The sequence below is a fragment of the Ruegeria sp. THAF33 genome, from assembly GCF_009363615.1.
GTDB lineage: Bacteria > Pseudomonadota > Alphaproteobacteria > Rhodobacterales > Rhodobacteraceae > Ruegeria.
Window position 1 is genome coordinate 252,056 of the sequence record NZ_CP045385.1, and the last position, 24,804, is coordinate 276,859.

23 protein-coding genes and 1 tRNA gene are annotated in these 24,804 nt (G+C 57.2%); 20 read left to right on the forward strand and 4 right to left on the reverse strand.

Annotated elements, in window-relative coordinates:
• The first annotated feature begins 73 nt into the window (after positions 1–73).
• The 7 genes from FIU92_RS18400 (at position 74) to FIU92_RS18430 (ending at position 7,729) form a co-directional block, all read left to right on the forward strand.
• The gene (locus FIU92_RS18400; RefSeq protein ID WP_152460173.1) at positions 74–1,213 is read left to right on the forward strand and encodes an SRPBCC family protein; all 1,140 of its coding nucleotides are present in this window, start codon (positions 74–76) and stop codon (positions 1,211–1,213) included.
• A complete protein-coding gene (betC, locus tag FIU92_RS18405; protein ID WP_152460174.1) occupies positions 1,210–2,739 on the forward strand; it encodes a choline-sulfatase in 1,530 nt (509 codons plus the stop codon). Before FIU92_RS18400 ends, betC begins: the two co-directional genes overlap by 4 nt.
• Positions 2,739–3,536, forward strand: a complete 798-nt coding sequence (locus FIU92_RS18410; RefSeq protein ID WP_152460175.1) for an SDR family NAD(P)-dependent oxidoreductase — start codon at positions 2,739–2,741, stop codon at positions 3,534–3,536. Before betC ends, FIU92_RS18410 begins: the two co-directional genes overlap by 1 nt.
• A gap of 148 nt (positions 3,537–3,684) precedes the next feature.
• Positions 3,685–4,617, forward strand: a complete 933-nt coding sequence (locus FIU92_RS18415) for a 3-keto-5-aminohexanoate cleavage protein (protein WP_152460176.1) — start codon at positions 3,685–3,687, stop codon at positions 4,615–4,617.
• Positions 4,618–4,632: 15 nt separating this feature from the next.
• Complete coding sequence (locus FIU92_RS18420) at positions 4,633–6,051, forward strand: aminobutyraldehyde dehydrogenase (RefSeq protein ID WP_152460177.1); 1,419 nt, start codon at positions 4,633–4,635, stop codon at positions 6,049–6,051.
• Positions 6,051–6,785, forward strand: coding sequence for an SDR family NAD(P)-dependent oxidoreductase (locus tag FIU92_RS18425; RefSeq protein WP_152460178.1), 735 nt, complete (start codon positions 6,051–6,053; stop codon positions 6,783–6,785). Before FIU92_RS18420 ends, FIU92_RS18425 begins: the two co-directional genes overlap by 1 nt.
• Positions 6,785–7,729, forward strand: coding sequence for a 3-hydroxyacyl-CoA dehydrogenase NAD-binding domain-containing protein (locus tag FIU92_RS18430; RefSeq protein ID WP_152460179.1), 945 nt, complete (start codon positions 6,785–6,787; stop codon positions 7,727–7,729). The genes FIU92_RS18425 and FIU92_RS18430 overlap by 1 nt, the downstream gene beginning before the upstream one ends.
• 530 nt (positions 7,730–8,259) lie before the next feature.
• Here the strand turns inward: FIU92_RS18430 and FIU92_RS18435 are convergent.
• Positions 8,260–8,336: transfer RNA gene (locus FIU92_RS18435), tRNA-Pro, on the reverse strand.
• A 389-nt stretch (positions 8,337–8,725) separates the two neighbouring features.
• On the reverse strand, positions 8,726–9,841 hold the full coding sequence (locus FIU92_RS18440) for a class I SAM-dependent RNA methyltransferase (protein ID WP_152460180.1): 1,116 nt from the start codon (positions 9,839–9,841) through the stop codon (positions 8,726–8,728).
• Between the two features lie 297 nt (positions 9,842–10,138).
• On the opposite strand from FIU92_RS18440, the gene FIU92_RS18445 reads away from it, so the two are divergent.
• The 6 genes from FIU92_RS18445 to nqrF are packed head-to-tail and all read left to right on the forward strand — an operon-like array spanning position 10,139 to position 16,011.
• Positions 10,139–11,482 (forward strand): Na(+)-translocating NADH-quinone reductase subunit A, encoded by a 1,344-nt coding sequence (locus tag FIU92_RS18445; RefSeq protein ID WP_152460181.1) that lies wholly within the window; start codon positions 10,139–10,141, stop codon positions 11,480–11,482.
• A 5-nt stretch (positions 11,483–11,487) separates the two neighbouring features.
• The gene (locus FIU92_RS18450; protein ID WP_152460182.1) at positions 11,488–12,696 is read left to right on the forward strand and encodes an NADH:ubiquinone reductase (Na(+)-transporting) subunit B; all 1,209 of its coding nucleotides are present in this window, start codon (positions 11,488–11,490) and stop codon (positions 12,694–12,696) included.
• Complete coding sequence (locus tag FIU92_RS18455) at positions 12,689–13,516, forward strand: Na(+)-translocating NADH-quinone reductase subunit C (protein ID WP_152460183.1); 828 nt, start codon at positions 12,689–12,691, stop codon at positions 13,514–13,516. The genes FIU92_RS18450 and FIU92_RS18455 overlap by 8 nt, the downstream gene beginning before the upstream one ends.
• Positions 13,516–14,169 carry an NADH:ubiquinone reductase (Na(+)-transporting) subunit D gene (locus FIU92_RS18460; protein WP_152460184.1) on the forward strand — a complete coding sequence of 218 codons (654 nt, stop codon included), beginning with the start codon at positions 13,516–13,518 and terminating at the stop codon, positions 14,167–14,169. The genes FIU92_RS18455 and FIU92_RS18460 overlap by 1 nt, the downstream gene beginning before the upstream one ends.
• Entirely contained in the window at positions 14,169–14,777 is a 609-nt protein-coding gene (gene nqrE / locus FIU92_RS18465) for an NADH:ubiquinone reductase (Na(+)-transporting) subunit E (protein ID WP_152460185.1), read from the forward strand. Before FIU92_RS18460 ends, nqrE begins: the two co-directional genes overlap by 1 nt.
• Before the next feature lie 10 nt (positions 14,778–14,787).
• Positions 14,788–16,011, forward strand: a complete 1,224-nt coding sequence (nqrF, locus tag FIU92_RS18470; RefSeq protein ID WP_152460186.1) for an NADH:ubiquinone reductase (Na(+)-transporting) subunit F — start codon at positions 14,788–14,790, stop codon at positions 16,009–16,011.
• A gap of 59 nt (positions 16,012–16,070) precedes the next feature.
• Here the strand turns inward: nqrF and FIU92_RS18475 are convergent, their stop codons facing one another.
• Positions 16,071–17,084: an NAD-dependent epimerase/dehydratase family protein gene (locus FIU92_RS18475; RefSeq protein ID WP_152460187.1), complete on the reverse strand. Its 1,014-nt coding sequence runs from the start codon at positions 17,082–17,084 to the stop codon at positions 16,071–16,073.
• A 184-nt stretch (positions 17,085–17,268) separates the two neighbouring features.
• Between FIU92_RS18475 and FIU92_RS18480 the strand changes: the two genes are divergently transcribed.
• Positions 17,269–18,033 carry a metallophosphoesterase family protein gene (locus FIU92_RS18480; RefSeq protein ID WP_152460188.1) on the forward strand — a complete coding sequence of 255 codons (765 nt, stop codon included), beginning with the start codon at positions 17,269–17,271 and terminating at the stop codon, positions 18,031–18,033.
• An 11-nt stretch (positions 18,034–18,044) separates the two neighbouring features.
• Here FIU92_RS18480 and FIU92_RS18485 read toward each other — a convergent pair whose 3' ends face one another.
• Positions 18,045–18,569: a CBS domain-containing protein gene (locus FIU92_RS18485; RefSeq protein ID WP_152460189.1), complete on the reverse strand. Its 525-nt coding sequence runs from the start codon at positions 18,567–18,569 to the stop codon at positions 18,045–18,047.
• Between the two features lie 123 nt (positions 18,570–18,692).
• On the opposite strand from FIU92_RS18485, the gene FIU92_RS18490 reads away from it, so the two are divergent.
• The 6 genes from FIU92_RS18490 to FIU92_RS18515 all read left to right on the forward strand — a co-directional run bounded on the left by FIU92_RS18490 (position 18,693) and on the right by FIU92_RS18515 (position 24,801).
• Positions 18,693–18,878: a hypothetical protein gene (locus FIU92_RS18490; RefSeq protein WP_152460190.1), complete on the forward strand. Its 186-nt coding sequence runs from the start codon at positions 18,693–18,695 to the stop codon at positions 18,876–18,878.
• Between the two features lie 66 nt (positions 18,879–18,944).
• Positions 18,945–19,970, forward strand: a complete 1,026-nt coding sequence (locus tag FIU92_RS18495) for an FAD:protein FMN transferase (RefSeq protein ID WP_254705409.1) — start codon at positions 18,945–18,947, stop codon at positions 19,968–19,970.
• A 15-nt stretch (positions 19,971–19,985) separates the two neighbouring features.
• Positions 19,986–20,222, forward strand: coding sequence for a (Na+)-NQR maturation NqrM (gene nqrM, locus FIU92_RS18500; protein ID WP_152460192.1), 237 nt, complete (start codon positions 19,986–19,988; stop codon positions 20,220–20,222).
• A gap of 71 nt (positions 20,223–20,293) precedes the next feature.
• A complete protein-coding gene (locus tag FIU92_RS18505; RefSeq protein ID WP_152460193.1) occupies positions 20,294–21,964 on the forward strand; it encodes a sulfatase-like hydrolase/transferase in 1,671 nt (556 codons plus the stop codon).
• Between the two features lie 192 nt (positions 21,965–22,156).
• Positions 22,157–23,674, forward strand: a complete 1,518-nt coding sequence (gene gpmI / locus FIU92_RS18510; protein WP_152460194.1) for a 2,3-bisphosphoglycerate-independent phosphoglycerate mutase — start codon at positions 22,157–22,159, stop codon at positions 23,672–23,674.
• Positions 23,671–24,801, forward strand: coding sequence for a murein hydrolase activator EnvC (locus FIU92_RS18515; protein WP_152460195.1), 1,131 nt, complete (start codon positions 23,671–23,673; stop codon positions 24,799–24,801). Before gpmI ends, FIU92_RS18515 begins: the two co-directional genes overlap by 4 nt.
• Positions 24,802–24,804 lie beyond the last annotated feature (3 nt).

Genomic DNA, 24,804 nt, shown 5'->3' on the forward strand with positions numbered 1-24,804 from the left:
CATGGTAAGTCTTGTGGTTTGATCCGCGAAATGCTGGTGCAGTGAGTTCCTGATTCCAGTCGTGAGGACAGCCATGACGCAGTTTCCAGATCAAAACGCGTTCGAAGCAATAAAGTCTGGCTTCGACCCAGATCCAAATCGTGCGCTTTCGTTGCGCAAAGAGGCTTACATTGACGCAAACTGGTTTGAGGTCGACCGTACGGAGATCCTTGCCAAGTCTTGGCAATGGGTTTGTCACGTCGAAAAGCTGCGTACGCCGGGGTCATACGTCGCCACACATATCGCGGGGCACCCAATCGCTGTCGTCAGGGATAGGGAAGGGGTCTTGCGCGCCTTCTACAACGTCTGCAAACACCGCGCCCATGAGCTGTTGAGTGGCGAAGGCGAGACGACCCGTATCATGTGTCCCTACCATGCTTGGGTCTACAAGCTTGACGGTCAACTTGTCCGCGCACCTGAAACAGACCACCTGGAGGCCTTCACGCCACGCGATATCTGCCTGGATGCTGTTCAAGTGGAAGAATTTGCCGGTTTCGTTTTCGTCAACCTCGACACGCAAGCTGCCTCGCTGTCGGATCAATCCGGCAATCTGGAGACCGAAATCCGCCACTGGGCCCCTGATATCGAACAACTTACCTTCGGGAAAAGACTGACATACGATATCAAGTCGAACTGGAAGAATGTCGTCGACAATTTCCTTGAATGCTACCACTGCCCGACCGCCCACAAGGACTTTTGCGATCTTGTGGACATGGATACGTACAAGGTCACGACCTACGATATTTATTCCAGTCACATGGCAGAAGCGGGGCAGAACGCCAATTCCGCCTACGACGTCTCCAACGCGACTGTAAAGACCCATGCGGTCTGGTGGCTGTGGCCCACAACTTGTCTGATGCGATACCCGGGCCGGTCCAGCATGATCGTGCTGAATGTCATTCCGGTCGGACTAGATCGCACGTTGGAGACCTATGACTTTTTTCTTGAGACGCCCGAGCCTGATCCGATGGAAATCGACGCGATGCGCTATCTGGATGAAGTGCTTCAGGTTGAAGACATCAATCTGGTCGAAAGTGTACAGCGAGGAATGAAAACGCCGGCCTTTACGCAAGGTCGAATCGTGTCGGACCCTTCAGGATCCGGCAAATCCGAACATGCCGTTCATCACTTCCACGGGCTGGTACTTGATGCTTACGCAAAGGCCGCTCCATGATGCAGCCGAATATTGTTGTGGTGATGGCCGATCAGTTGGCACCACATTTCATTGGTGCTTATGGGCACAAGGGCGCCAAAACCCCACACATGGACAAACTCGCGGCACGCGGGATGCGATTTGACGCCGCTTATTGCAACTCGCCGCTCTGTGCGCCGTCGCGATTTGCTTTCATGTCCGGGCAATATGTCAGCCGAATTGCGGCTTATGACAACGCGTCGGAATTCCGTGCAAGCGTGCCTACCTTTGCACACTACCTCAAGGCTCTGGGATATCGCACGTGCCTGTCAGGCAAGATGCACTTCGTCGGACCTGACCAGATGCATGGGTTTCAAGATCGGATTACGACCGATATCTATCCCGCCGATTTCGCTTGGACGCCGGACTGGGAAGCCCATGATGAGCGGATCGACAAGTGGTACCACAACATGCAGACCGTCAAGGAAAGCGGTGTGGCAATCGCGACATTCCAAACGGATTACGATGACGAGGTCGAGTTCGCAGCGCGCCGGTGGCTGATCGAGCGCGGACGGGATCACGCAGCCGGCGACGTCTCTCCGTTCTGCTTGGTGGCGAGTTTCATCCATCCTCACGATCCATATGTGGCGAAGCCAGAATTCTGGGATCTCTACGCCGATTATGAAATCGACTTGCCGCAAGGCCTTTCTTTGGAAGAGCACGACCCGTTCTCACGCCGTGTGATGGATGGGATCGAAGCCTCCACTGTGCCGCTTTCGGATGAAGAAATCCGCCGCGCACGGCGCGCCTATCTGGCAAATGTGAGCTATTTCGACAGTAAAGTCGGCGCGATCGTCAAGGCGCTGGAAAATACGGGTCAGATTGACAACACATTGATCATTGTGACCGCGGATCATGGAGACATGCTGGGTGAACGGGGTCTTTGGTACAAGATGACGTTCTTCGAACACTCTGCCCGTGTGCCCTTAATCTTCGCAGGCCCGGATGTGGCCGAAGGCACGGCGCCTCACGCGTGCTCTCTCGTCGACCTGCTTCCGACCTTCCTGGAAGTTGCCGGAGGGACACCCGACATGCTGGGCGAGCCTGTTGACGGGCGGTCCCTGATGCCCTTGGCGCGTGGGGAGGATGCACCAGAGGACATTGCCATCGGTGAATACTGCGCAGAGATGACACCTTGGCCTGTCTTCATGATCCGGCGCGGGACACTGAAATATATTCACTGCGATGTGGATCCACCGCAGCTCTATGACCTGTCTCGGGACCCGGATGAGCGTGTCAACTTGGCGGATGACCCGGCCTACAGTGATGCAGCCGCTGCCTTTGCATGCGAAGTCGCTGAGAGATGGGACAGCGAAAGGCTCCGGGTTGATGTTCTGCGCACCCAGAAATCGAGGCGCGCGCTTCATGCCGCGATGGAGGCCGGGGCAAGCGAGCCATGGGATTACAACCCGCCGCGCGACGCCAGTCAGGAGTATGTTCGCAATCACATGGATTGGACTGCGGCAGCCGCGCGCTATCGCTTTCCACCGATGGGGGAAACAAACTGATGGATATTCAAGACGGCAAGGTGGCCCTTGTGACGGGCGGACGGGGCGGCATCGGCCGTGCGATCGTGGATCGGCTGACCCGAGAAGGTGCCGTTGTCTACGCAGCCGATCTCAGTGAAAGCGGATCCGTGTCCAACCCAGCAGGGGCCGATAGCCATTTTCTCCGACTTGATGTCACCTCAGAACCCGAGGCCATTGCAGCTATGGAGAGGATAAAGACTGAGCACGGCAAACTCGATATTCTCGTGAACGCTGCGGGCATCGAGATCGAAAAAACGATTGAGGATACAAGCCTTGAAGAATGGAACCGCTCGTTTGCGGTGAACGTGACAGGCACATTCCTGACGTCCAAATATGCGCTACCTTTGATGCGCAAGGCGGCAAAGAGCGGCAGTTCTGCCTCTGTCATTAACTTCGGATCATATGACGGTTTCATCGCAGATCCGGGACTGGCGGCATATTGTGCAACGAAAGGTGCGGTTCATGCCCTGACCCGCGCGATGGCCTGCGATCACGGGCCCGAAGGCATCCGGGTCAACGCGATTTGCCCTGGCTACATCGACACACCGATGCTTCAAAGCTTTTTCACCGGCGACGGCTCGGGTGGCGGCGGCAAGACGATTGACCAGCTTCAGCAAGCTGTGCGCGATGTGCACCCGATGCGCACTTATGGAACGCCAGACGATATCGCAAACCTCGTGAACTGGCTCGCCAGCGATGAGGCCCGATATGCAAGCGGACAGCTTTGGGTGCTGGATGGAGGCCTTAGCGCTCAAGTCCAGCAGATGCGGCTATGAAATGCGCCGTCAACCCCAGGAAGGTCGCCGACGAGGGTGCTTTACGGCCACGCTATGCGCTTGGTGAACCCCCCGAGATTCACCTGATCTACCGACCCAAAGAGGTGCGTTACCATTTGCGCCGTGTTGTTTCGCAGGAGGCCCCGGAATGCCAAAATCCGTAATCATCACATGCGCACCGACCGGGGGCATCCACACCCCGACAATGAGCCCTCATCTGCCCATTACACCAACCGAGATCGCAACGGCCAGCATAGAAGCCGCCGAGGCCGGTGCCTCCATTATCCATTTGCATGCCCGCCATCCCGAGACCGGCAAACCCGATCCCAGGCCAGAATTGTTCCAGCAATTCATGCCTGTCATCAAACAATCCACAGATGCCGTGATCAACGTTTCAACCGGCGGTGGTCTTGGCATGTCCATGGACGAACGCATGTTGGCGGCCACGACAACAAGCCCCGAAATGGCATCCCTCAATGTGGGGTCGCTGAATTTCGGAATCTTCCCGATGCTTCAGAAATACACCGAGTTTCAGCATGATTGGGAACGCCCTTTCCTCGAAATGACCGAGGATTTCATCTTTCCCAACACGTTCGGGACAATTCGCTACGCCATCGAAAAGCTTGGGGGTGAACATGGCACACGGTTCGAATTCGAGTGCTACGATCTTGGCCATCTCTACAATGTAAAATGGTTCGTTGATCAGGGTCTGATCAATCCACCGTTTTTTATTCAGATGGTGTTCGGAATCCTCGGCGGTGTCGGTGCTGATCTCGACAACCTGATGCATATGCACACCATAGCCGACCGGCTGTTCGGGCCGGAAAACTACGAATGGTCGGTGCTGGCTGCGGGGCGCCATCAGATGCCATTTGCGACTCAGGCGGCCCTGTTGGGGGGCAACCTTCGTGTGGGGCTCGAAGACAGCCTGTTCATCGGCAAGGGCGAACTGGCGACATCCAATGCCCAGCAGGTCCGGAAAATTCGAGACATCGTGGAAAACCTCGGGCTTGAGGTTGCAACACCTGCCGAAGCCAGAGAGCGGCTCGCGCTCAAGGGCGCGGACCGGGTGAATTTCTGATAGAAGGGAACAGGCATGCAAGGCAAATTGCTTATCAATGGGGAGATGGTGGAAGGGGAGGGTGAGGCCCTGGCCATTTTGAATCCCGCGACTGGAGAGAAGATTGGTCAGGTCGCAGAGGCCAGTTCGGACCAGGTAGAGGCCGCAGTAAGGTCATCTGAAGAGGCGTTCGAAACCTTCCGACATGTCCCGCCGGCCGAACGGGCCGTGCTGCTGATGCAAATCGCCGATATTATCGAAGCCAATCAGGATGAGTTGGCGGAGCTTGAAAGCCTTGATGTCGGCAAACCCTGGCCATCGGCACGCGATGATGAGTTCCCTCTTACCATCGACACATTCCGCTTCTTTGCAGGGGCGGCCCGGACCATGACGGGATCGGCCGCGGGCGAGTATGTCATAGGCCACACAAGCATGATCCGCCGCGACCCGGTTGGCCCTGTGGCGGCGATTGCCCCTTGGAATTATCCGTTGATGATGGCCGCCTGGAAACTTGCAGCCCCTCTTGCAGCCGGCTGTACAGTTGTTCTGAAGCCTTCCGAGATCACACCTTTGTCCACGCTGCGGCTTGCTGAACTTTTGCAGGATGTCTTGCCCAAAGGGGTGCTGAATGTGATTCACGGGAGTGGTCCCACGATTGGGGATCAATTGATCAACAGCCCTGAAATGGAAGCGATCACCGTCACGGGGTCTCCGGCCACCGGCATGGCCGCCATGCGCGCCGCCAGCGAGCAAATCCGCCATGTGCATCTGGAACTGGGTGGCAAGGCCCCCGTCATTGTTTTTGATGATGCCGACCTGGGCGCTGTGGCCGAAACGATCCGCTATGGGAGCTTTTTCAATGCCGGGCAGGATTGTGCGCAACCGTGCCGGATCCTGGTCCAGGACAGTGTGTATGAAAAACTCGCGGCCATGGTCGAAGCGCAAGTAAAAGAAATAAAAGTTGGCGCGCCCAAGGCTGAGGGCACCGAAATGGGTCCGATGGTTTCCGCAGCTCAGCGCGACCGCGTTTCCGCCTTTGTCGATCGCGCACGTCCTGGATGCGAGGTCGTCACAGGTGGCGCAAGCGGAGATGGAAACGGGTTCTTCTATCAACCGACGGTGTTAGCAAACGTCGATAATTCAGCAGAGATCGCAACGGATGAGGTCTTTGGGCCCGTTGTGACGCTTTCCCGTTTCTCGGACGCGGATCATGCCGTAAAGGTGGCGAATGCAGGTCGATACGGACTGGCATCCTCGGTCTGGACGACCGACGTGGGACGGGCGATGTCGATTACATCTCGCCTGCGCTACGGGTTCACATGGGTCAATACGCATGGTGTCGGCACACCTGAAATGCCTTGGGCCGCGATGAAAGGCTCCGGCACGGGCTGTGATATGAGCATCTATGCGCTCGACGCCTATACGTCGATCCGTCATGTGATGGTGGCGCACTGATGCGGCTTGCAGGAAAAAAAGCGTTTGTTACTGGCGGGCGCCAGGGAATTGGACGCGCCATCGTCGGTGCTTTCCTGAAGGAAGGCGCCGAGGTGGTGACCTGCGGGCGGGGTGGAGCCCCTGACGGCCTGCCCTGTGAATGGCACGATCTGGACGTCAGTGATCCGGTGAACGTCCAAATGGTAGCCGAGGCTGTGGGTGCGTTGGACATTCTCGTCAACAATGCCGGGGTCCAGGTGGAAAAGTCAGTGACGGAAAGCACCGACGCGGATTGGGATCTAGTGATCGGCGCCAACTGTCGAGGGGTGTTCAACTGCTGCCGTGCCTTTATTCCGACTATGAAATCCGGCGGGAGCATCATCAATATCGGCTCAATCTCTGGCAAGGTCGCGGACCCTTCGATGGCTCTCTACAATGCGTCCAAAGCTTTCGTGCATGGGCTCACGCGATCTATCGCCGTGGATCATGGCCCAAGCCTGCGGTGCAATGCGATTTGTCCGGGATGGATCAATACCGGCATGCTTGAGGCCGCGTTCGAACTTGCAAAGGATCCTGTCGCGGCAAGGCAAGACGCACTGGCCCGTCATCCCGTTCGTCGGTTTGGCGAGCCGGATGACATTGCATCCATGGCTGTCTGGCTCGCCTCTGACGAGGCAAGCTTCGCAACGGGTCAGTTCTTTACCGTCGACGGCGGCATGACGGCCGCGTCGCCACTCAACCCCGGAGTGTTCTGATGTCGGATATCTCACATACTGCAATTCTTGGTGCCGGCGTTATTGGTGCAAGCTGGGCTGCGCTGTTTCTCGCGGCTGGTCGATCAGTTACTGTTTACGACCCGGCACCAAACTCTGAAGAGCAAACCCGCGCTTTCATTGAAACAGCTTGGCCCACGCTTGAAGAACTCGGCCTGACCGACAGAGCCACTCCGAACGCATTGGCGTTTGCAGAAACAGCAGCATCTGCGGTCGATGGTGCAGACTTCGTGCAGGAGAATGTTCCAGAAAGAGAAGCGATCAAACACGCACTCTATTCTGAAGTCGAACCAGCCCTGAGCGAGGATGCGATCGTTTCCAGTTCCACATCAGGCATGACGCTGGAGGCTTTACAAGCTGGCTGGCAAGATCCTGCGCCTTTCATCCTCGGACACCCGTTCAACCCGCCACATCTTATCCCGTTGGTGGAGCTCACTGCAAACGCGCAAACAGGTGATGGCGTTCTCGAACGAGCCGAAGCGTTTTATCACGACATAGGCAAGGTCACGATCCGCATCAGGAAAGGCTTGCCTGGCCATGTGGCGAACCGCCTTCAGGCAGCCGTCTGGCGCGAAGCGGTCCATATGGCTGTCGAGGGCGTTGCTTCGGTCGAAGACATTGACAAGGCCATGTGGGCGGGCCCCGGTCTGCGATGGGCGGCCATGGGGCCGACGATGTTGTTCAATCTAGGCGCGGGAGAGGGCGGTCTGCGCGCCTTTTGCGAACACTTCCGGGATACGTTTAACGGATGGTGGGACGGGTTGGGTCAGCCACACTTGAACGACGACGTTATCGAAACTTTGGTTCAGGGCATAAACGAAGAAGCAAACGGTCGATCCCCGCAGACACTCGCGGCCGAGCGAGATGCGCTTATTGTTGCCATGCAAAAATCCCTCAAAAGCATTCGACTAGAATCGAACACTTGAACGCTGAGCGTTCGTGATAACGCATTGAGGAGGCACCACCGGCCGAATTTCGGAGCCCTGGCTGCGCAGTGTGTCGACAATCCGTTCCGCCGTGGCCGCGCCAAAGCCCTGTTGTAGCCTTGTGATGAGGTTACTGTCGCGGGCGGCAAAGGGTTGGAACATCGAATGTACGACAAAGTCGGTGCTTTTGATTGTCTGGGTCTCTTCCTCGGTCGCGACGTGCTAATTCTTCTATCCGTCGCCTCCGGCATATTGTTTTCAGCTTGGGCATGCGCGGCATGACCCTGGTAAACGCCACTGCCTTTTCTGCGATCTTGCGCGAGACCCTGTAGAATTTCTGCCGTTCCTAAAGCCTGGTTGCGCCCAAGAAAGCTGCGGGTACTAGGGGCTAGAAGATATCAGGGTCCCCTGCTGTGGTAGATTTCTGCCGGTTGGGATGAACTGAGCAAAAACAACCCGCGAAACGTTGCGGAAATCGTTGCGTGAAATACGCTGAAAGCAAAAAAGCGCCCTTGGGCGCCTTGTTTTATTGGTCGGAGTGAGAGGATTCGAACCTCCGACCCCTGCCTCCCGAAGACAGTGCTCTACCAGGCTGAGCTACACTCCGACCGTGGCGGGTGATCTATACGCGGCGCGTCTGATGCGCAAGAGGATTCTGTATTGCGATCACCCGAATCTTTCGAACGCAATAACCAATAAAGGGCCGCGCACCGATGAGTTCGGAACCCGGTAATTTGAACAGGTCTTCACGCCTCGAAAAAACGAGCGTTTGCATGTACGCGTTCTTCTGGTTGACCAACGCGCAAGAGTGTCCGCCAACCTGTTCGCCCCTGCCGGACGGGTCACGATTGCACCGGTGCCAAGATGTCGAGAGGTTCACAGGCACGTTGAGAAACAAGGGAATCGCCCCCTTTGCGGCGGAAACCCTGTGGTTTTCTTGTCCGCTCTCGCCCGCGCAGCCATCGTCATGAATTGGTTGTGAAGCGTCCCAGGCAATCACGGCAAGGGGTCTGTTCGGTACAGACGAATTTTGGTTCCACCATGGTCGACGACCGGCCCTGGCGCCAGCAAAGGCAGGCGTGTGGCCCGGGCAAGCCCCGGAGCGCTGGTGATCACGCCGACCCGCCACCCCCGGAACCGGTTCATCAAGGTCTTGCCCATTGCACCATAGACCGAACGCAAGCGTTTTTCGTCACCAATCCGCGCCCCGTAGGGCGGATTCACAATGACCAGCCCCGCAGGACCTTCGGGGGGTTTTATGTCACTGACGGAACGCTGTTGAAACCGCGTCACAGCGCCGACTTGCGCCCTTTCGGCATTGGCGACCGCCGCGTCGACCGCGCCCGAATTGCGATCCGAGCCGTAGAAGGTAAGCGCGCATTCCGCCGTCTTCGTTTCCTGCCGCATTTCCTGCCACTGATCAGGGTCAAAGCCCGCCAGGTCCTCGAATGCAAAACTGCGGGAGCGGCCAGGGCGCAGACCCAGAGCGATCTCGGCGGCCTCGATCACGAAGGTACCGGATCCGCACATCGGGTCCAATACCGGTTCATCGCCCGAGTAGCCACACTCTCTCAGGAACATGGCGGCCATTGTTTCGCGCATTGGGGCCTTGGCAATGGCTTCCTTGTGACCGCGTTTGTGCAACAGCTCGCCGGAACTGTCGACCGAGATCGTGCAGATGTTTTTCTCGATTCGAAGCAAGACCCGAAGGTTTGCCTCGGATGAAATCGAGGTGCCCAATGTCTCGGATATTGCCCGCTCGATCCTCTGACGAGCTGCACCGGCGTGATAAATTCTGGATTTGCGGCTGATGGCTTCCACCTTGACCGGCACGTCAGGACGCAAAACGGTGCCCCAAGGAAATTTCCGAGCACGTTTGTCCAATTGGGCAAGGTGCACGGCGGGGAAACTGCCCAGTCGCACCAGAACCTTGTTGGCGCCGCGCAGTGTCAGGTTGGCACGCCAGACCTCGGGCCATGAACCCCGACATGTCACCCCGCCGGGTACAGTTCTGACCTGCGCGAATCCGTTGAATTGCGCCTCGTCACCAAGAGGCGCCTCGAGGCCAGGCGTGGCAACCAGAAAGATTTCCAAATCTGTGTCTTTTTCCATTCCGGTTGCTTACACTGGAACCTTGGTGGGCGCGATATGCAATTATACGCCATGGAATCAGAAGAAATGACCGATCAATCGCAGGATTGTGTGGTTCATCCTCAAGTTTTGGCGGTAACAGGTTTGCGTTTGTGACCTTCCCCGCGTAAAGGGTCCTTGATCGGAAATACGCCTGCGGATTTTGGACCGTTTTCGACGCTTTTGCGACGGAGGTTCAAAAAAACCGCGCTATTGCATGACCCCGAAAGGGCGTTGGCAGAGCTGGCGCAGAAAAGAGGCTTGGAAGAACGTAGCAACATGCAAACTTTCAAACTGAAAAAGGGGCTGGATCTGCCGGTGGAAGGCGCTCCTGACCAGACCATTCACCCGGGCCCGGAATACTCGACCGTTGGCGTCCTGGGCGGTGACTACATCGGCCTGAAACCCAAGATGCTGGTGCAGGAAGGCGACAGCGTCGTACGTGGCGCGCCGCTGTTCTGTCACAAGGACGCGCCTGACGCGATGATGGTCGCACCGGTAAGTGGCAGGGTCGTCGCGATCAACCGTGGTGCCCGTCGGGTGCTGCAAAGCGTCGTGATCGAAGTGACAGACGTCAATGACGCCGGTGTTGATTTCTCGGGCATAGGGGATGCCGACAGCGCCGAAGGCGTGACGGCCAAGCTGTGCGCCGCCGGCCTGTGGACGTCGTTCCGCACGCGTCCCTATTCGAAAATGCCGAACCCCGGCGCCAAACCGGATGCGATCTTTGTCACCGCCATGGACAGTGACCCGTTGGCCGCTGACGCTGCCACGATCATTGCCGAGGCGCCCGAAGAATTTTCCGCCGGATTGGCGGCAGTCAGCACATTGACCGAGGGCAAAACCTATCTTTGCCAAAAAGAGGGTGACACGATACCCGGCGCAGATGTCGCCGGTGTCGAAGCTGTATCTTTCGCAGGCCCGCACCCATCGGGGCTGGCCGGAACGCATATTCACTTCCTCGAACCCCTTGCAGGCGACAAGCAGGTCTGGACCATCGGGTATCAGGATGTCATCGCCATTGGCCGCCTGATGCTGACCGGCCATCTGGATCCGAATGTCGTGATTGCCCTGACGGGGCCGGGTGCGCGTCAACCACGTTTGATCCGTACCGTGATGGGCGCATCAACTGACGATCTGACCCGCAACGAAGTCGATGTGGACGGTACGCCCCGTGTCATTTCGGGTTCGATCCTGTCGGGCCGGCACGCTGAGGGCCCGACCGCCTATCTGGGCCGGTTCGCGCGCCAGATCAGCATCATCCGTGAAGATCCCGATCAAATCCCGTTGGGCTGGATTCGTCCGATGCCGTCGAAATACGCGGTCCAGCCTGTATTAGGTTCGGCATTCGCCAAGAAGCTGTATGCCTTTACATCCAACCTGAACGGCGGGCGTCGGGCCATGGTGCCCACAGGTGTTTTCGAAGACCTGATGCCGCAGGACTATCTGCCCACTCAGTTGCTGCGGGCGCTGCTTGTAATGGATACGGACACTGCCCAAGCCCTGGGTGCGCTGGAGCTGGACGAAGAGGATCTGGGCCTTGTGGGCTTTGCCTGTCCGGCAAAATATGAATACGGGCTGGCGCTGCGCGACTGCCTGAGCAAAATTGAAAAGGAGGGCTGAGCCGAATGGGTTTGCGCAGCTTCTTTGACAGAATCGAGCCGAACTTTACCAAGGGCGGCAAGTACGAAAAGTACTTCCCCATCTATGAGATGGTGGAAAGCTTCATCTACACTCCAAAAACCGTGACCACAGTGGCGCCGCACGCGCGGTCCTATGTGGATATGAAGCGGATCATGACCTATGTCGTGATCGCGACGATCCCCTGCATCCTGTGGGGGATGTGGAACACCGGCTATCAGGCGAACTCGGCGATTGCTTTGCTGGGGCCGGAATCGGCCACCGGCTGGCGGATTGCTTTGTTGCAGATGTTCGGGATTTCGCTGGACCCGTCCAGCATTTTAGCCAACGTCATGCATGGTCTGATGTATTTCCTTCCGATCTACATCGTCACGCTTGTCGCGGGCGGTATCTTCGAGGTCATCTTTGCCACCGTGCGCGGGCACGAGGTGAACGAAGGCTTCCTTGTTACATCAATGCTTTACACGCTGATCATGCCTGCTTCGACGCCCCTGTGGCAGGTGGCATTGGGCATCATCTTCGGCGTCGTGATCGGTAAGGAAGTGTTCGGGGGCACCGGCAAGAACTTTCTCAACCCCGCGCTTGTGGGGCGGGCGTTTTTGTATTTCGCCTATCCGGCGCAGATGTCGGGGGATGCAGTCTGGACACCCGTTGACGGGTTCTCGGGCGCAACTGCATTGGGCGTGTCTGCGGCCGAAGGTGTGCAGGCACTGGCCGCCGAAGGCATCACTTGGTCGAGCGCGTTTTTCGGCACCATTCAGGGCAGCTTTGGCGAAACATCGACACTGGCCTGCATGATCGGTCTGGCTTTCCTTCTGATGACCAGGATCGCCAACTACCGCCTGATTGTGGGCTGTCTGGCGGGCACCATCGGCTTTACCCTGCTGTTGAACCTGATCGGATCGGATACCAACCCGATGTTCGCGATGCCGTGGTACTGGCATATCGTATTGGGCGGTTACGCTTTCGGGCTGGCCTTTATGGTGACGGAACCGGTTTCGGCCAGCCACACCAATGTAGGGCGTTATATCTACGGCGCTTTGATCGGAGTCATGGTCGTGATGATCCGCGTGATCAACCCGGCTTTCCCCGAAGGGATGATGCTGGCAATCCTGTTCGGCAACGTCTTTGCACCGCTGATCGATTATTTCGTCGTGCAAGCCAACATCAAACGGAGGGCGCGTCGCCATGTCTGATACGCAATCCCCAGATCAAAACGAGGCACCCAAGGGCGCATTGGCCAAATTCCTGGCGGCGTCGCCGGATTCTGTTGGCAAGACGATCTTCGTCGCCGTTGCCGTCTGTCTGGTCGCCTCGATGGTAGTGTCTGCGGCCGCAGTCAGCCTGCGCCCGGTGCAAGAGGCCAACCGCCTGAAGGACAAACAGGTAAACGTTCTGCAAGTTGCGGGCGTGTTTGAGCCGGGCATCGACGTAACAGAGGCTTTTGCCGCCTTCGAACCACATGTGCTGGAGCTGTCCACAGGCACCTTCGTCGATGATCAGTTTGATCCGACCACGTTTGACGACATCGCCGCCGCCAGCGATCCAGAGCTGAGCGTCGCGCTGGACAATGACCCAGCCGGTATCGGACGCAAATCCAAGTACCGTGTTATCTATCTGCTGCGCGATGATGCGGGTGATCTGGACAAGGTGATCCTGCCTCTGCACGGATACGGCCTGTGGTCGACGCTCTATGGATTTATCGCGCTTGAAAACAACGGCAACGATATCTACGGCCTGCAATTCTATCAGCATGGTGAAACTCCGGGTCTCGGGGCCGAGGTGGACAACCCGCGCTGGAAAGCCTTGTGGAACGGGAAAAAGCTGCGCGACGAAGCAGGTGATCTGCAAATCACCGTTGCCAAATCGCAGCCCGCAGCCGGGCCAGATTTCTATGTGGATGCGTTGGCGGGGGCCACGCTGACCTCGGTCGGCGTCGATAACCTTGTGAAATTCTGGATGGGCGATGCCGGCTATGGTCCCTTCCTGGCCAAACTTCAAGCAGGAGAGATTTGATGTCCCAGACCAAGAAAGAGATGCTGGTCGACCCGCTTGTCGACAACAATCCGATCACATTGCAGGTGCTGGGCATCTGTTCGGCGCTTGCGGTGACATCGTCGCTGCAAGTGTCGATGGTGATGGCGCTGGCGGTGATCTTCGTGACCTCGTTTTCGTCCTTCTTCATTTCATGCCTGCGCAACCAGATCCCCGGTTCGATCCGGATCATCGTTCAGATGGTGATCATCGCGTCGTTGGTGATCCTGGTGGACCAGATCCTGAAAGCCTATGCTTTCGAGATTTCGAAAACCCTGTCGGTTTTCGTCGGCCTGATCATCACCAACTGCATCGTGATGGGCCGCGCCGAGGCGTTTGCGATGAAGAACCCTCCGGTTGCGTCCTTCATCGACGGAATGGGCAATGGCATGGGCTATGGTCTGATCCTGCTGCTGGTCGGCTTCATTCGTGAGCTGTTTGGCGCGGGGTCGCTGTTCGGCGTCACGATTCTGGAAACCGTCAACAACGGCGGCTGGTACGTGCCCAACGGCATGCTGCTGTTGCCGCCCTCGGCGTTCTTCATCATCGGTCTGATCATCTGGGCCTTCCGCACCTGGAAGCCGAACCAGGTGGAAGAGCGTGAATACAAAATTCAGCAGGTAGAGGCCCACTGATGGAAGGTCTGATCTCACTGGCCGTAAAGGCCATCTTTGTCGAAAACCTTGCGCTCAGCTTTTTTCTTGGCATGTGCACTTTCATCGCCGTGTCCAAGAAAATTTCGACAGCGCTGGGGCTGGGGATTTCGGTCATGGTCGTGCAGGCCATCACCGTGCCTGCCAACAACCTGCTGCTGAACTACCTGCTGAAACCGGGCGCGCTGGCCTGGGCCGGGTTCCCGGATGTGGACCTGACCTTCCTTGGCCTGATTTCCTATATCGGCGTGATCGCGGCGATGGTGCAGATCCTCGAGATGGTTTTGGACAAGTATTTCCCACCGCTTTACAACGCGCTGGGGATCTTTCTGCCACTGATCACGGTGAACTGCGCCATCCTTGGCGGGTCGCTGTTCATGGTGGAGCGTGACTATAACTTTACCGAGGCGGCGACTTATGGCTTGTCTTCCGGTTTTGGCTGGGCACTGGCAATCACCGCAATGGCCGGAGTACGGGAAAAGCTGAAATATTCGGACATTCCCGATGGTCTGCAAGGTCTGGGCATTACTTTCATTACCGCAGGTCTGATGGCTATGGCCTTCATGTCCTTCTCGGGCGTGAAACTGTAAGGGGGCGTTGATGGAAACCTTTACCTTAGGCGTAGCTCTTTTCACCGTAATCGTTCTGGCATTGGTGGCCATCATCATGGCCGCCCGATCCAAGCTGGTATCGACTGGAAACGTCAACATTACGATCAACGGCGAAAAGACCATTTCCGTTCCGGCAGGTGGCAAACTGCTACAGACACTGGCTGCCGAGAAGCTGTTCGTTCCTTCGGCCTGCGGTGGGGGCGGCACCTGTGCGCAGTGCCGGGTGCGGGTGCATTCGGGGGGCGGATCGATCCTGCCAACCGAAGAAAGCCATATCACGAAACGTGAAGCGTCATGTGGTGATCGCCTGTCTTGCCAGGTGGCGGTCAAGCAGGACATGGATATCGAAGTTCCGGAAGAAGTCTTCGGCGTCAAGAAATGGGAATGTACCGTTCGGTCGAACGAAAACGTAGCGACCTTCATCAAGGCGTTGATCCTGGACCTGCCCGAGGGCGAGGATGTGAACTTCCGCGCTGGTGGCTACATCCAGATCGAAGCGCCAGCACACCAGTTGAAATACACGGATTTCGACATTGAAGAGGAATATCGCGAGGATTGGGATCGCTTCAATCTGTGGCAATATGAATCGGTGGTGACCGAACCCATCGAGCGCGCCTATTCGATGGCCAACTATCCGGACGAAAAGGGCATGATCATGCTGAACGTCCGCGTGGCCTCGCCGCCGCCGGGGTCCGAAGGCATCCCGCCGGGTCAGATGTCGTCCTATATCTTCAACCTGAAGCCGGGCGACAAGGTCACCATTTCAGGCCCATTCGGCGAGTTCTTTGCCCGTGAAACTGACAAAGAGATGGTCTTCATTGGCGGCGGCGCCGGTATGGCGCCCATGCGCAGCCATATCTTTGATCAGCTCAAGCGTCTTCAGAACCGCAACCGCAAGATCAGCTTCTGGTACGGTGCGCGGTCGAAGAAAGAGATGTTCTTTGTCGAAGACTTCGACAGTCTGGCTGAAGAATTCGACAATTTCGAATGGCACGTGGCCCTGTCGGATGCACAGCCCGAGGACAATTGGAAAGGCTATACCGGCTTCATCCACAACGTTCTGTACGAAGAATACCTCAAGAACCACCCCTCGCCCGAGGATTGCGAGTTCTACATGTGTGGCCCGCCGATCATGAACCAGTCGGTCATCAACATGCTGCTGGATCTGGGCGTGGACCGCGAAGACATCATGCTCGACGATTTCGGCGGGTAAGGAACAAAAAAGAACCGGCTTTGAAGACGCCGGTTCTTTCATTTGGCGATAGGCCTACGTTATTTTCCGTAATAATCTCGGTACCACGCAACGAACTGGGTGATGCCGTCTTTCAGGTCTGTCCGGGGAAGATAGTTTGTCAGTCTTTGTAGCAGCCGATTGTCCGCCCAGGTGGCATGAACATCACCCATCTGCATCGGCATGAAGTTCTTGATCGCCTTCTGCCCCACGGCCTGTTCGATGGCTTCGATGAAATCCATCAGGCGCACTTTTTCTCCGTTGCCGATATTCACGATGCGGTAGGGCGCGACGGGGGACAGGCTGTCTCCGTCCTCGATATCCTCACGGCTGGCAGGCCGCACCGGAGGCACGTCGATCAGCAATCTGATGCCGCGTACAAGGTCTTGGACATGGGTGAAATCCCGGTACATGTCGCCGTGATTGTAAATGTCGATCGGGCGGCCATCCAGGATGGCGGCGACAAATTTGAAATACGCCAGATCCGGCCGTCCCCAGGTGCCGTAGACGGTAAAGAAGCGGAACATGGTCGTCGGCAAATCCCACAGATGCGCATAGGAATGCCCCATCGCCTCATTCGCCTTTTTGGTCGCGGAATAGATGGTCAGCTGGGTGTCGGCTTTTTCGGTCTCGATGAAGGGCATGTCCTCGTTGGCACCGTAAATGGAAGAGGTCGATGCCATCAAAAGATGATCCACCTTATGTTGTCGTGCAATTTCCATCACGTTGAATGTTCCGACGACATTCGATTCAACATAGCTGCGAGGGTGTTCCAAACTGTGTCTCACACCGGCTTGAGCCGCCAGATGAACGATGACTTCCGGCTGAAATTCTTCGGCGACCTGCAACAGCCGATCATAATTTTCCAACCGATCCTCGGTTGCCGTGAATCCGGGTGTCTGAAGCAGAATTTGATGGCGACGCTGTTTCAGGACCACATCGTAGTAATCCGTCATCCCGTCGTAACCATGCACGCGGAACCCTTCCTCTAACAGCAGCTTTGCCAGATGGAACCCGATGAACCCCGCAGAGCCCGTAATCAATACCCGTTTCATAGAACCCTCAAAACGCCCTGCATGATCATCGCCGAACAAAAGGTTCTGCCCCTGATGCCGGGTCAAACATTTTGAACTGCGCCGAAGGTCATATCGAACATCCAGACGTCATTGGTCAACTCTTTGCTGATTCAATCAGATGCTCATTGCCGCCAATGGGCGAGAAGGATAGGGATCAACGTGTATGATTACGAACTGGATCAGACGGTGGTTCGACCGCAGGGCGGGGCGGACAACGAACGCGGTGTCTTGCGACATCGCTCCGGCCGAGAAAGTTACGGCCGTGGGCGATATCCACGGTCGTCTGGACTTGTTGCAGGCGTTGTTGCCCAGACTGGACGATCAGAGCTTGCTGGTCTTTGTCGGAGATTACATCGATCGAGGGCCATACAGCGCGCAGGTGCTGCGCCACCTGTTTCACCTGAGCGAGACGTCAGGAGGACGCGTTCAATGTCTTCTTGGAAACCACGAAGAGTTTCTGTTGCAATTCCTGGAGGCGCCGGAACGCAACGCCCGGCTTTGGTTTCAAAATGGGGGTGTACATACACTGGCGTCTTTCGGGTTGAAGCCGCCCGGGGATATCGACAACAACCAGCAGGTTCGAAAACTGGCGGATGATCTTCGCCTGAAGATGGGGGAAAGCCTGATCAACTGGCTTGCCGACCGGCCTTTGACCTGGACTACCGGCAACGTCACTTTCGTTCATGCGGCGCTGGACCCCCGACATCCGACTGAGGCCCAGGATCGCCAGATTTGTCTTTGGGGACATCCCATGTTTCCCAGGCTGGCCCGCAGCGATGGCCAATGGGTGGTGCATGGCCACACCATTGTGGACCTGCCCCGGATCAGGAACCGGGTGGTATCGATTGACACGGGCGCTTTCGCTTCGGGTCGATTGACAGCCGCAGAGATCAACGCCGGTTGTGTTCGGTTCACCTCGACCGGATGAACAGTGGGCCTTTAACCGACGATCATTTGCTTCATGCGAAGCGCTTCATATTCCAACTCTTTGAGACGGAAGTGGACAACGTCTCCGATCGTGATGACGCCGCACAAGTTGCCGTCGCGCAGCACCGGCATATGGCGAAAACGACCCTCGGTCATTGTTTTCAGAACTTCATTCAGCAGATCATCCGGTGTGCAGGTCTTAACATCCCTGGTCATGAGGTCTTCGACCGATTGCGGAAGGGTCTGGCCGGGTGTATCTGCCATGCGCCGAACGATGTCGCGTTCTGACAAAATCCCCTGCAATGCCCCGTTCTGATCCGTCACGAGAACAGCACCGATCCGCTTTTCTTTCAGCGTGTTGACCACAGAATGGATGGTGTCATTTGGCCGCACCGAAAACACCGCGTCCCCTTTCCCTTCAAGCAGCTTGGCCACGGTTGTCTGCGAATGCGACAGGTTCGATTCCGCAGACTGGCTGTACGTCGTCTTGTCAGCCTTGTCGCCACGCGAAGGCGACTGGTAAGAGGTTGGAGCCATGGGCAATCTCCTTGTGGTACTTGCAAAGTCTTTCCCTTTCACCTTAGCGCAGCTAAACGACCTGTATAGGGTGCAATTGCGCCGATCGGCAAAAACGCGGGCCCGGAAAGGACGTTCAAGCCATTGAGTGAACTCTATCTTACGCCACCCATAGCGGCATTGATCTTCTTTGCCGTTGTTGTTTGTGGCCACAATTTCCGCATGGCGTGGAAGCAACAGCCGCCGGGTTGGCAAAAACGTGCGTGGTTGTTCGGCGTGCCGGCGGGGGTCGGCCTTTTGATGCTGGGTTTCCTGCCGCTGAAGATGTGATCGCAGTTTGACTCTGGCGGGGGCCACTGGCATATGCCGGGCACAGAATTTCCCGGAGATCGCCCGATGCGTCTTATGCCTTTACTGGCCGTTGCCACCCTTCTTTCCGGCTGTTTGTTCGACAAAGAACCCGAGGTGGTTCGTCTGTCGGGCGAAACGATGGGCACGACCTTCAACGTAACCGCGATCGGCGAAGATCTTGATGAGGCCGCATTGGCCGCGGCCGTCGAAGAGACGCTGGCCGAGGTGAACGGCAAAATGTCCAACTGGGATCCAGAATCCGAGGTGTCCGTCTTTTCGGCGTCAACCAGCACAGCCCCCGTTCCGGTCTCGGACGAACTCGCATTGGTCCTTTCGGCCGCCAATGACGTGCACGAAAAAACCGGTGGGACTTTTGATGTAACTCTGGGCCCGCTGATCGAACTTTGGGGCTTTGGCCCACGCAAGCCCGAGGATCCGGTGCCCTCGGATGCTGAAATCGAGGCCGCGTTGAGCGGCGTCGGGCAAGCCCGTTTGCTGACGCTCGACACCGCAGCCGGCACGCTGTCGAAGGCTGATCCGCAGGTGGGCATCAACCTGTCGGCGATTGCGAAGGGCTATGGCATCGATGCGGTTGCCGGCGCTTTGCAGGATGCCGGTATCGACGATTACCTTGTCGAGATCGGCGGTGATCTTGTTGCCAAAGGCAAGAATGAGCAGGGCGAAGCCTGGCGCATTGGCATCGAAAAGCCTGAAACGGGCGCTCAGGGCATTCAATTGATCGTTTCCCTGGATGATCGCGGCATGGCCAGCTCGGGCGATTACAAGAATTTCTTCGAACAGGACGGCGTGCGCTATTCGCATATCATCAATCCGACCACGGGACGCCCGATCACACATCGCACGACCTCTGTCACGGTTCTGGCGGAAAACGCAATGTTGGCGGATGCCTGGGCAACGGCCATGCTGGCTTTGGGTCACGAGAAGGGAATGGACATTGCGGAAAAGCATAAACTTGCCGTGTACTTCATCTCGCGGGATGTGACAGGCGGCGAAGATGCCTATATTACTTCGCACAGTACCGCGTTCAAAAACGCTTTGGGAACCAACTGACAGGCAGGAACCGAGATGAGCACTTTTATTCTGGCCTTTATTCTTTTGGCGCTTGTCATGGTCGGTATGTCATTGGGTGTCATGCTGATGGGCAAGACCATCAAAGGCAGCTGCGGTGGCCTGAATGCGATCTCGGGCGCCGATAAATGCGTTGTGTGCCAAAAGGATGTCGACCCGGACAGCCCGCTGCGCGACCAATTGCAATGCAAACGTGCCAGGAAGATGCTGGAACAGATGGAACATCAGGCCTGAAGCAAGTTTTGCTTCGCTCTGCGAACGGAAGTGGCTAACTAGGTCCTCATGACTTTCGGGGAGGCACCGCGTTGGCCAAGGCAAAGAATATCCTGTTCATCATGTTCGACCAGCTGCGCTGGGATTATCTGAGCTGTTACGGGCACCCACATCTGCATACTCCGAATATCGATCGTCTGGCCGCGCGCGGTGTCCGCTTTGACCGGGCCTATATCCAATCGCCGATTTGCGGCAGTTCCCGCATGTCGACCTATACCGGGCGCTATGTGCATTCCCATGGGGCCTCATGGAACAACATTCCCCTCAAAGTGGGTGAGATCACGTTGGGCGACCACCTGCGCAAGGCGGGAATGGATTGCTGGCTGGTCGGCAAGACCCATATGGCCGCCGATGCCGAGGGGATGGCCCGTCTTGGGCTGGAGCCCGACAGCGTCATCGGCGCCCGCGTCGCGGAATGCGGGTTTGACGTGTTCGAACGCGATGACGGGTTGCGCGCAGAGGGTCCGGACGGATTCTATGACCCGGACGGGGCAAAGAAATACAACCATTACCTTGCAGACAAGGGATACGAGAGCGACAATCCGTGGCATGATTTTGCCAATTCCGGTCTGGATGCCGATGGCAACGTGCTGTCAGGGTGGTTCCTGAAGAATTCATCCGAACCGGCAAATATCGCGGAAGAGGACAGTGAAACACCATATCTGACCACCCGTGGAATCGAGTTCATGGACAGCCATAACGGACCATGGTGCTGTCACCTCAGCTACATCAAGCCTCACTGGCCTTACATCGTGCCGGAACCTTACGCTTCGATGTACGGGCCCGAACATGTCGTGCCCGTGGTCCGCTCGGAAGCTGAGCGAAAAAATGCCCATCCCGTCCTGAAGGCCTTCATGGACACCAAGGTCGGGCAGGCATTTTCGCGCGAGGATGTACGAGAGGCGGTGATCCCGGCGTACATGGGGCTGATCAAACAAGCGGATGACCAGATGGGTCGTCTGTTCGACTGGATGGAGAAAACCGGGCGGATGGACGACACGATGATCGTGCTGACCTCGGATCACGGTGATTTTCTGGGCGACCACTGGATGGGTGAGAAGACTTTCTTCCACGATGCCTCAACCAAAATGCCGCTGATCATTTATGACCCATCACCCGAAGCGGACGTCACGCGCGGCACCACCTGCGACGCGCTGGTCGAGTCGATCGATCTGGCGCCAACGTTTCTGGAACTGGCAGGCGGCGAAAAAGCCGGGCATATTCTCGAGGGGCATTCTCTGCTGCCGATCCTGCATGGTCAGTCCAAAAAAACGCCCCGACAGGTCGCGATTTGCGAGTATGACTATTCCGCGTCCCCCATCGCGCAGCGGCTGAACGTACCCGTTCGTGACGCGGTGATGTTCATGGTCGCGAATGAAAAGTGGAAGCTCATCCATTGCGAGGGCGGGTACAGGCCGATCCTGTTCGATCTGGAAAACGACCCCGATGAACTGGTGGATCTGGGTGACAGCGCGGATCATTCGGAAGTCATCGCGCAAATGTACGATCACCTGTTTGCCTGGGCGCGGCGCCCGTCGCAGCGCACCACCCGGTCCGAACAGCAGTTGATCGATATGCGGACCCGAAGCGGGGGCACGGGCATCATGATCGGCATCTACGACGAAAACGACACGCCGCTGGAACTGACGGTCAATTATCGCAACCGCAAGGCGAAGCCATACACGCGTTACCTCAAAGACTAGTCTCGTCCGGGTTTTCCCCGATAAAACCATGATGGCTTTGCGTCGAAAAATGCAGCGGCTCATTGTCCGCCAGCGATGGGCCGAAGCCGCCAGGCCGTTTGATTAATTCTGCGTAAATTGCCGCAAAGATGGTTCACCCCTTGCCGGCCAGACGCTAGAAGAAGACCCAAGAGCAGTAATCGGAGATTTTCAATGCCAACCCCCAAACCCGTTGTTCTGTGCATTCTTGATGGGTGGGGCGTGTCAGACGACACACAGGCGAATGCGCCCTATCTGGCGAACACGCCGACCTTTGACGCGATCATGGCCAAATGCCCGCACGCCACGCTGACAACGCATGGCCCGGACGTAGGTCTGCCCAGTGGGCAGATGGGTAACTCCGAAGTCGGTCATACAAACATAGGTGCGGGCCGCGTTGTGGCCATGGATCTGGGTCAGATCGACCTGGCCATCGAAGACGGTTCGTTCTTTGACAATGAGGCATTGCAGGCATTCATTTCCAAGGTCAAATCCTCAGGGGGTACGGCTCATCTCATGGGGTTGGTCTCGGATGGTGGTGTTCACGGGCACCTGAACCACATCATCGCTGCAACCAAGGCCATTACGGATGCCGGTGTTCCGGTCGCCCTTCATGCGGTCACGGATGGGCGCGACGTGGCCCCAAAATCTGCGCTGACCTATTTTTCCAAGTTGGAAGAACGGCTGCCCGAGGGGGCACGTGTCGTCACGGTAAGCGGTCGCTATTTCGCCATGGATCGCGACAATCGTTGGGAGCGGATCGCAGAAGCTTATGACGCGATGATCAACGGCAAGGGCAGGGCGGCCGACACCGCACATGGCGCTGTGGACCATGCCTACAACCAGTCTGAGTCTGACGAATTCGTTACGCCGACCGTGTTGCAAGGTTACAAGGGCGTATCCGACGACGATGGCTTTTTCTGTCTAAATTTCCGTGCAGATCGTGCTCGCGAAATCCTGCGCGCGATTGGTGAACCGGGCTTTGCCGAGTTCGAAACCGGGCCGCGGCCGAAACTGTCGGCGCTGCTGGGCATGGTAGAGTATTCGGACGGTCACAACGCATATATGACCGCGGTTTTTCCGAAACGGGCGATTGTGAACACGCTCGGGGAATGGGTCGCCAAGCAGGGGTTGCGTCAGTTCCGGCTGGCTGAAACCGAAAAATACCCCCATGTCACTTTTTTCCTGAACGGGGGCAAGGAGACCCCTGAAAAAGGTGAAGATCGCTATATGCCCAAATCACCCAAGGTTGCGACCTATGATTTGCAACCCGAGATGTCCTCGGCCGAGGTCACAGCCAAGTTTGTCGAGGCGATCGAACAAGGTTACGACCTGATCGTAACCAATTACGCCAACCCTGATATGGTCGGGCATACCGGCGACCTTCAAGCTGCGATCAAGGCATGTGAGGCCGTTGATGCAGGATTGGCTCAGGTCGTTGCTGCCTTGGAAAAAGCAGGCGGCGCAATGATCGTCACCGCCGATCACGGTAACTGTGAAGTGATGGTTGATCCGGAAACCGGCGGTCCGCATACGGCGCACACGCTGAACCCGGTGCCCATAGCTTTGGTCGGAGGGCCAGAGGGCGCGCAGGTGCGTCAGGGGCGGTTATCTGATCTGGCGCCGACCCTGCTTGATTTGATGAACCTGCCCAAACCGCCGGAAATGACCGGAGAAAGCCTGCTGTCATGAGGCTGACCGCCCTAGCGATTGTGCTGCTTTCAGCTTGTCAGGCCTTTGCCCAGACCGACGCTTCTCGGGCGGCGCTGGATGCGGCAAGGATGCTGGAACAGGCGTCGATTTCGCTGAGCGAAGCAGACGGCGCAAGGGATCGGGTGCGGGCGCTGACCGAAACGATACAAGCCTATGAGGCCGGGCTGAGCGCGATGCGGACCGGTCTGCGCAAGGCTGCAACACGCGAAGCGCAACTGAGCGCGCAATTGAGCGCGCGTGAAAAGGACGTCAGGCAGTTGCTTGGTATTTTGCAGACCATCGAAACGACCGCGCCGCCAGTGCTGATGCTGCACCCGTCAGGCCCATTGGGCGCGGCGCGGGCCGGAATGATGCTGTCCGAGGTCACGCCTGGTCTTAACGTAAAAGCGCAAGCGCTGGCACAGGACCTGCAAGAGGTTCAGACCCTGCGTCTGCTGCAACAAAGCGCCTCGGAAACTTTGACCGAAGGGCTGCGCGGTGTGCAGGATGCCCGCACGCGATTGAGCGAAGCGATTGCCGACCGCACTGATTTGCCGCGTCGGTTTGTCGAAGACCCGGTGCGCACGGCCATTCTGATTTCTTCGACCGAGACTCTGGATGGTTTTGCAAGCGGTCTGTCAGAGATTTCAGAAGGCGAGATCATTGAAACCGACGCAAGCATCCTGGATCAGAAAGGACAGATTCCTTTGCCGGTGCAGGGCGTTTTGCTGCACAAGGCCGGTGAACCGGACGCCGCAGGGGTCGCCCGCGCTGGTCTGGTCATCGGCACCCGTTCCCGTGCGCTTGTAACATCCCCCACTGCGGCCACGATCCGCTATCGCGGGCCATTGCTGGATTTGGGAAACCTTGTCATTCTGGAGCCGCAACCGGGCCTGTTGTTCGTGTTTTCGGGCTTGCAAGAGGTCTATGGTCAACCCGGGCAGGTGATCCCCAAAGGCACTCCGGTTGGCCTGATGCCGGGTGAAATGCCGGAAATCGGCGCAATATTGTCAACAAGCGGTGATGGCACTGGAACTGATCGCCCAGAAACGCTCTATATAGAGGTAAGAGAAGATAACAGCCCGGTGGACCCGGAAACGTGGTTTCGGACCGACAAGGATGGATAAACG

What these genes read in the sequence shown, in the direction of transcription:
- FIU92_RS18400 (WP_152460173.1), top strand. Translation starts at nt 74, where the DNA reads ATGACGCAGTTTCCAGATCAAAACGCGTTCGAAGCAATAAAGTCTGGC.
- betC (WP_152460174.1), top strand. Translation starts at nt 1,210, where the DNA reads ATGATGCAGCCGAATATTGTTGTGGTGATGGCCGATCAGTTGGCACCA.
- FIU92_RS18410 (WP_152460175.1), top strand. Translation starts at nt 2,739, where the DNA reads ATGGATATTCAAGACGGCAAGGTGGCCCTTGTGACGGGCGGACGGGGC.
- FIU92_RS18415 (WP_152460176.1), top strand. Translation starts at nt 3,685, where the DNA reads ATGCCAAAATCCGTAATCATCACATGCGCACCGACCGGGGGCATCCAC.
- FIU92_RS18420 (WP_152460177.1), top strand. Translation starts at nt 4,633, where the DNA reads ATGCAAGGCAAATTGCTTATCAATGGGGAGATGGTGGAAGGGGAGGGT.
- FIU92_RS18425 (WP_152460178.1), top strand. Translation starts at nt 6,051, where the DNA reads ATGCGGCTTGCAGGAAAAAAAGCGTTTGTTACTGGCGGGCGCCAGGGA.
- FIU92_RS18430 (WP_152460179.1), top strand. Translation starts at nt 6,785, where the DNA reads ATGTCGGATATCTCACATACTGCAATTCTTGGTGCCGGCGTTATTGGT.
- FIU92_RS18440 (WP_152460180.1), bottom strand. Translation starts at nt 9,841, where the DNA reads ATGGAAAAAGACACAGATTTGGAAATCTTTCTGGTTGCCACGCCTGGC.
- FIU92_RS18445 (WP_152460181.1), top strand. Translation starts at nt 10,139, where the DNA reads ATGCAAACTTTCAAACTGAAAAAGGGGCTGGATCTGCCGGTGGAAGGC.
- FIU92_RS18450 (WP_152460182.1), top strand. Translation starts at nt 11,488, where the DNA reads ATGGGTTTGCGCAGCTTCTTTGACAGAATCGAGCCGAACTTTACCAAG.
- FIU92_RS18455 (WP_152460183.1), top strand. Translation starts at nt 12,689, where the DNA reads ATGTCTGATACGCAATCCCCAGATCAAAACGAGGCACCCAAGGGCGCA.
- FIU92_RS18460 (WP_152460184.1), top strand. Translation starts at nt 13,516, where the DNA reads ATGTCCCAGACCAAGAAAGAGATGCTGGTCGACCCGCTTGTCGACAAC.
- nqrE (WP_152460185.1), top strand. Translation starts at nt 14,169, where the DNA reads ATGGAAGGTCTGATCTCACTGGCCGTAAAGGCCATCTTTGTCGAAAAC.
- nqrF (WP_152460186.1), top strand. Translation starts at nt 14,788, where the DNA reads ATGGAAACCTTTACCTTAGGCGTAGCTCTTTTCACCGTAATCGTTCTG.
- FIU92_RS18475 (WP_152460187.1), bottom strand. Translation starts at nt 17,084, where the DNA reads ATGAAACGGGTATTGATTACGGGCTCTGCGGGGTTCATCGGGTTCCAT.
- FIU92_RS18480 (WP_152460188.1), top strand. Translation starts at nt 17,269, where the DNA reads ATGATTACGAACTGGATCAGACGGTGGTTCGACCGCAGGGCGGGGCGG.
- FIU92_RS18485 (WP_152460189.1), bottom strand. Translation starts at nt 18,569, where the DNA reads ATGGCTCCAACCTCTTACCAGTCGCCTTCGCGTGGCGACAAGGCTGAC.
- FIU92_RS18495 (WP_254705409.1), top strand. Translation starts at nt 18,945, where the DNA reads ATGCGTCTTATGCCTTTACTGGCCGTTGCCACCCTTCTTTCCGGCTGT.
- nqrM (WP_152460192.1), top strand. Translation starts at nt 19,986, where the DNA reads ATGAGCACTTTTATTCTGGCCTTTATTCTTTTGGCGCTTGTCATGGTC.
- gpmI (WP_152460194.1), top strand. Translation starts at nt 22,157, where the DNA reads ATGCCAACCCCCAAACCCGTTGTTCTGTGCATTCTTGATGGGTGGGGC.
- FIU92_RS18515 (WP_152460195.1), top strand. Translation starts at nt 23,671, where the DNA reads ATGAGGCTGACCGCCCTAGCGATTGTGCTGCTTTCAGCTTGTCAGGCC.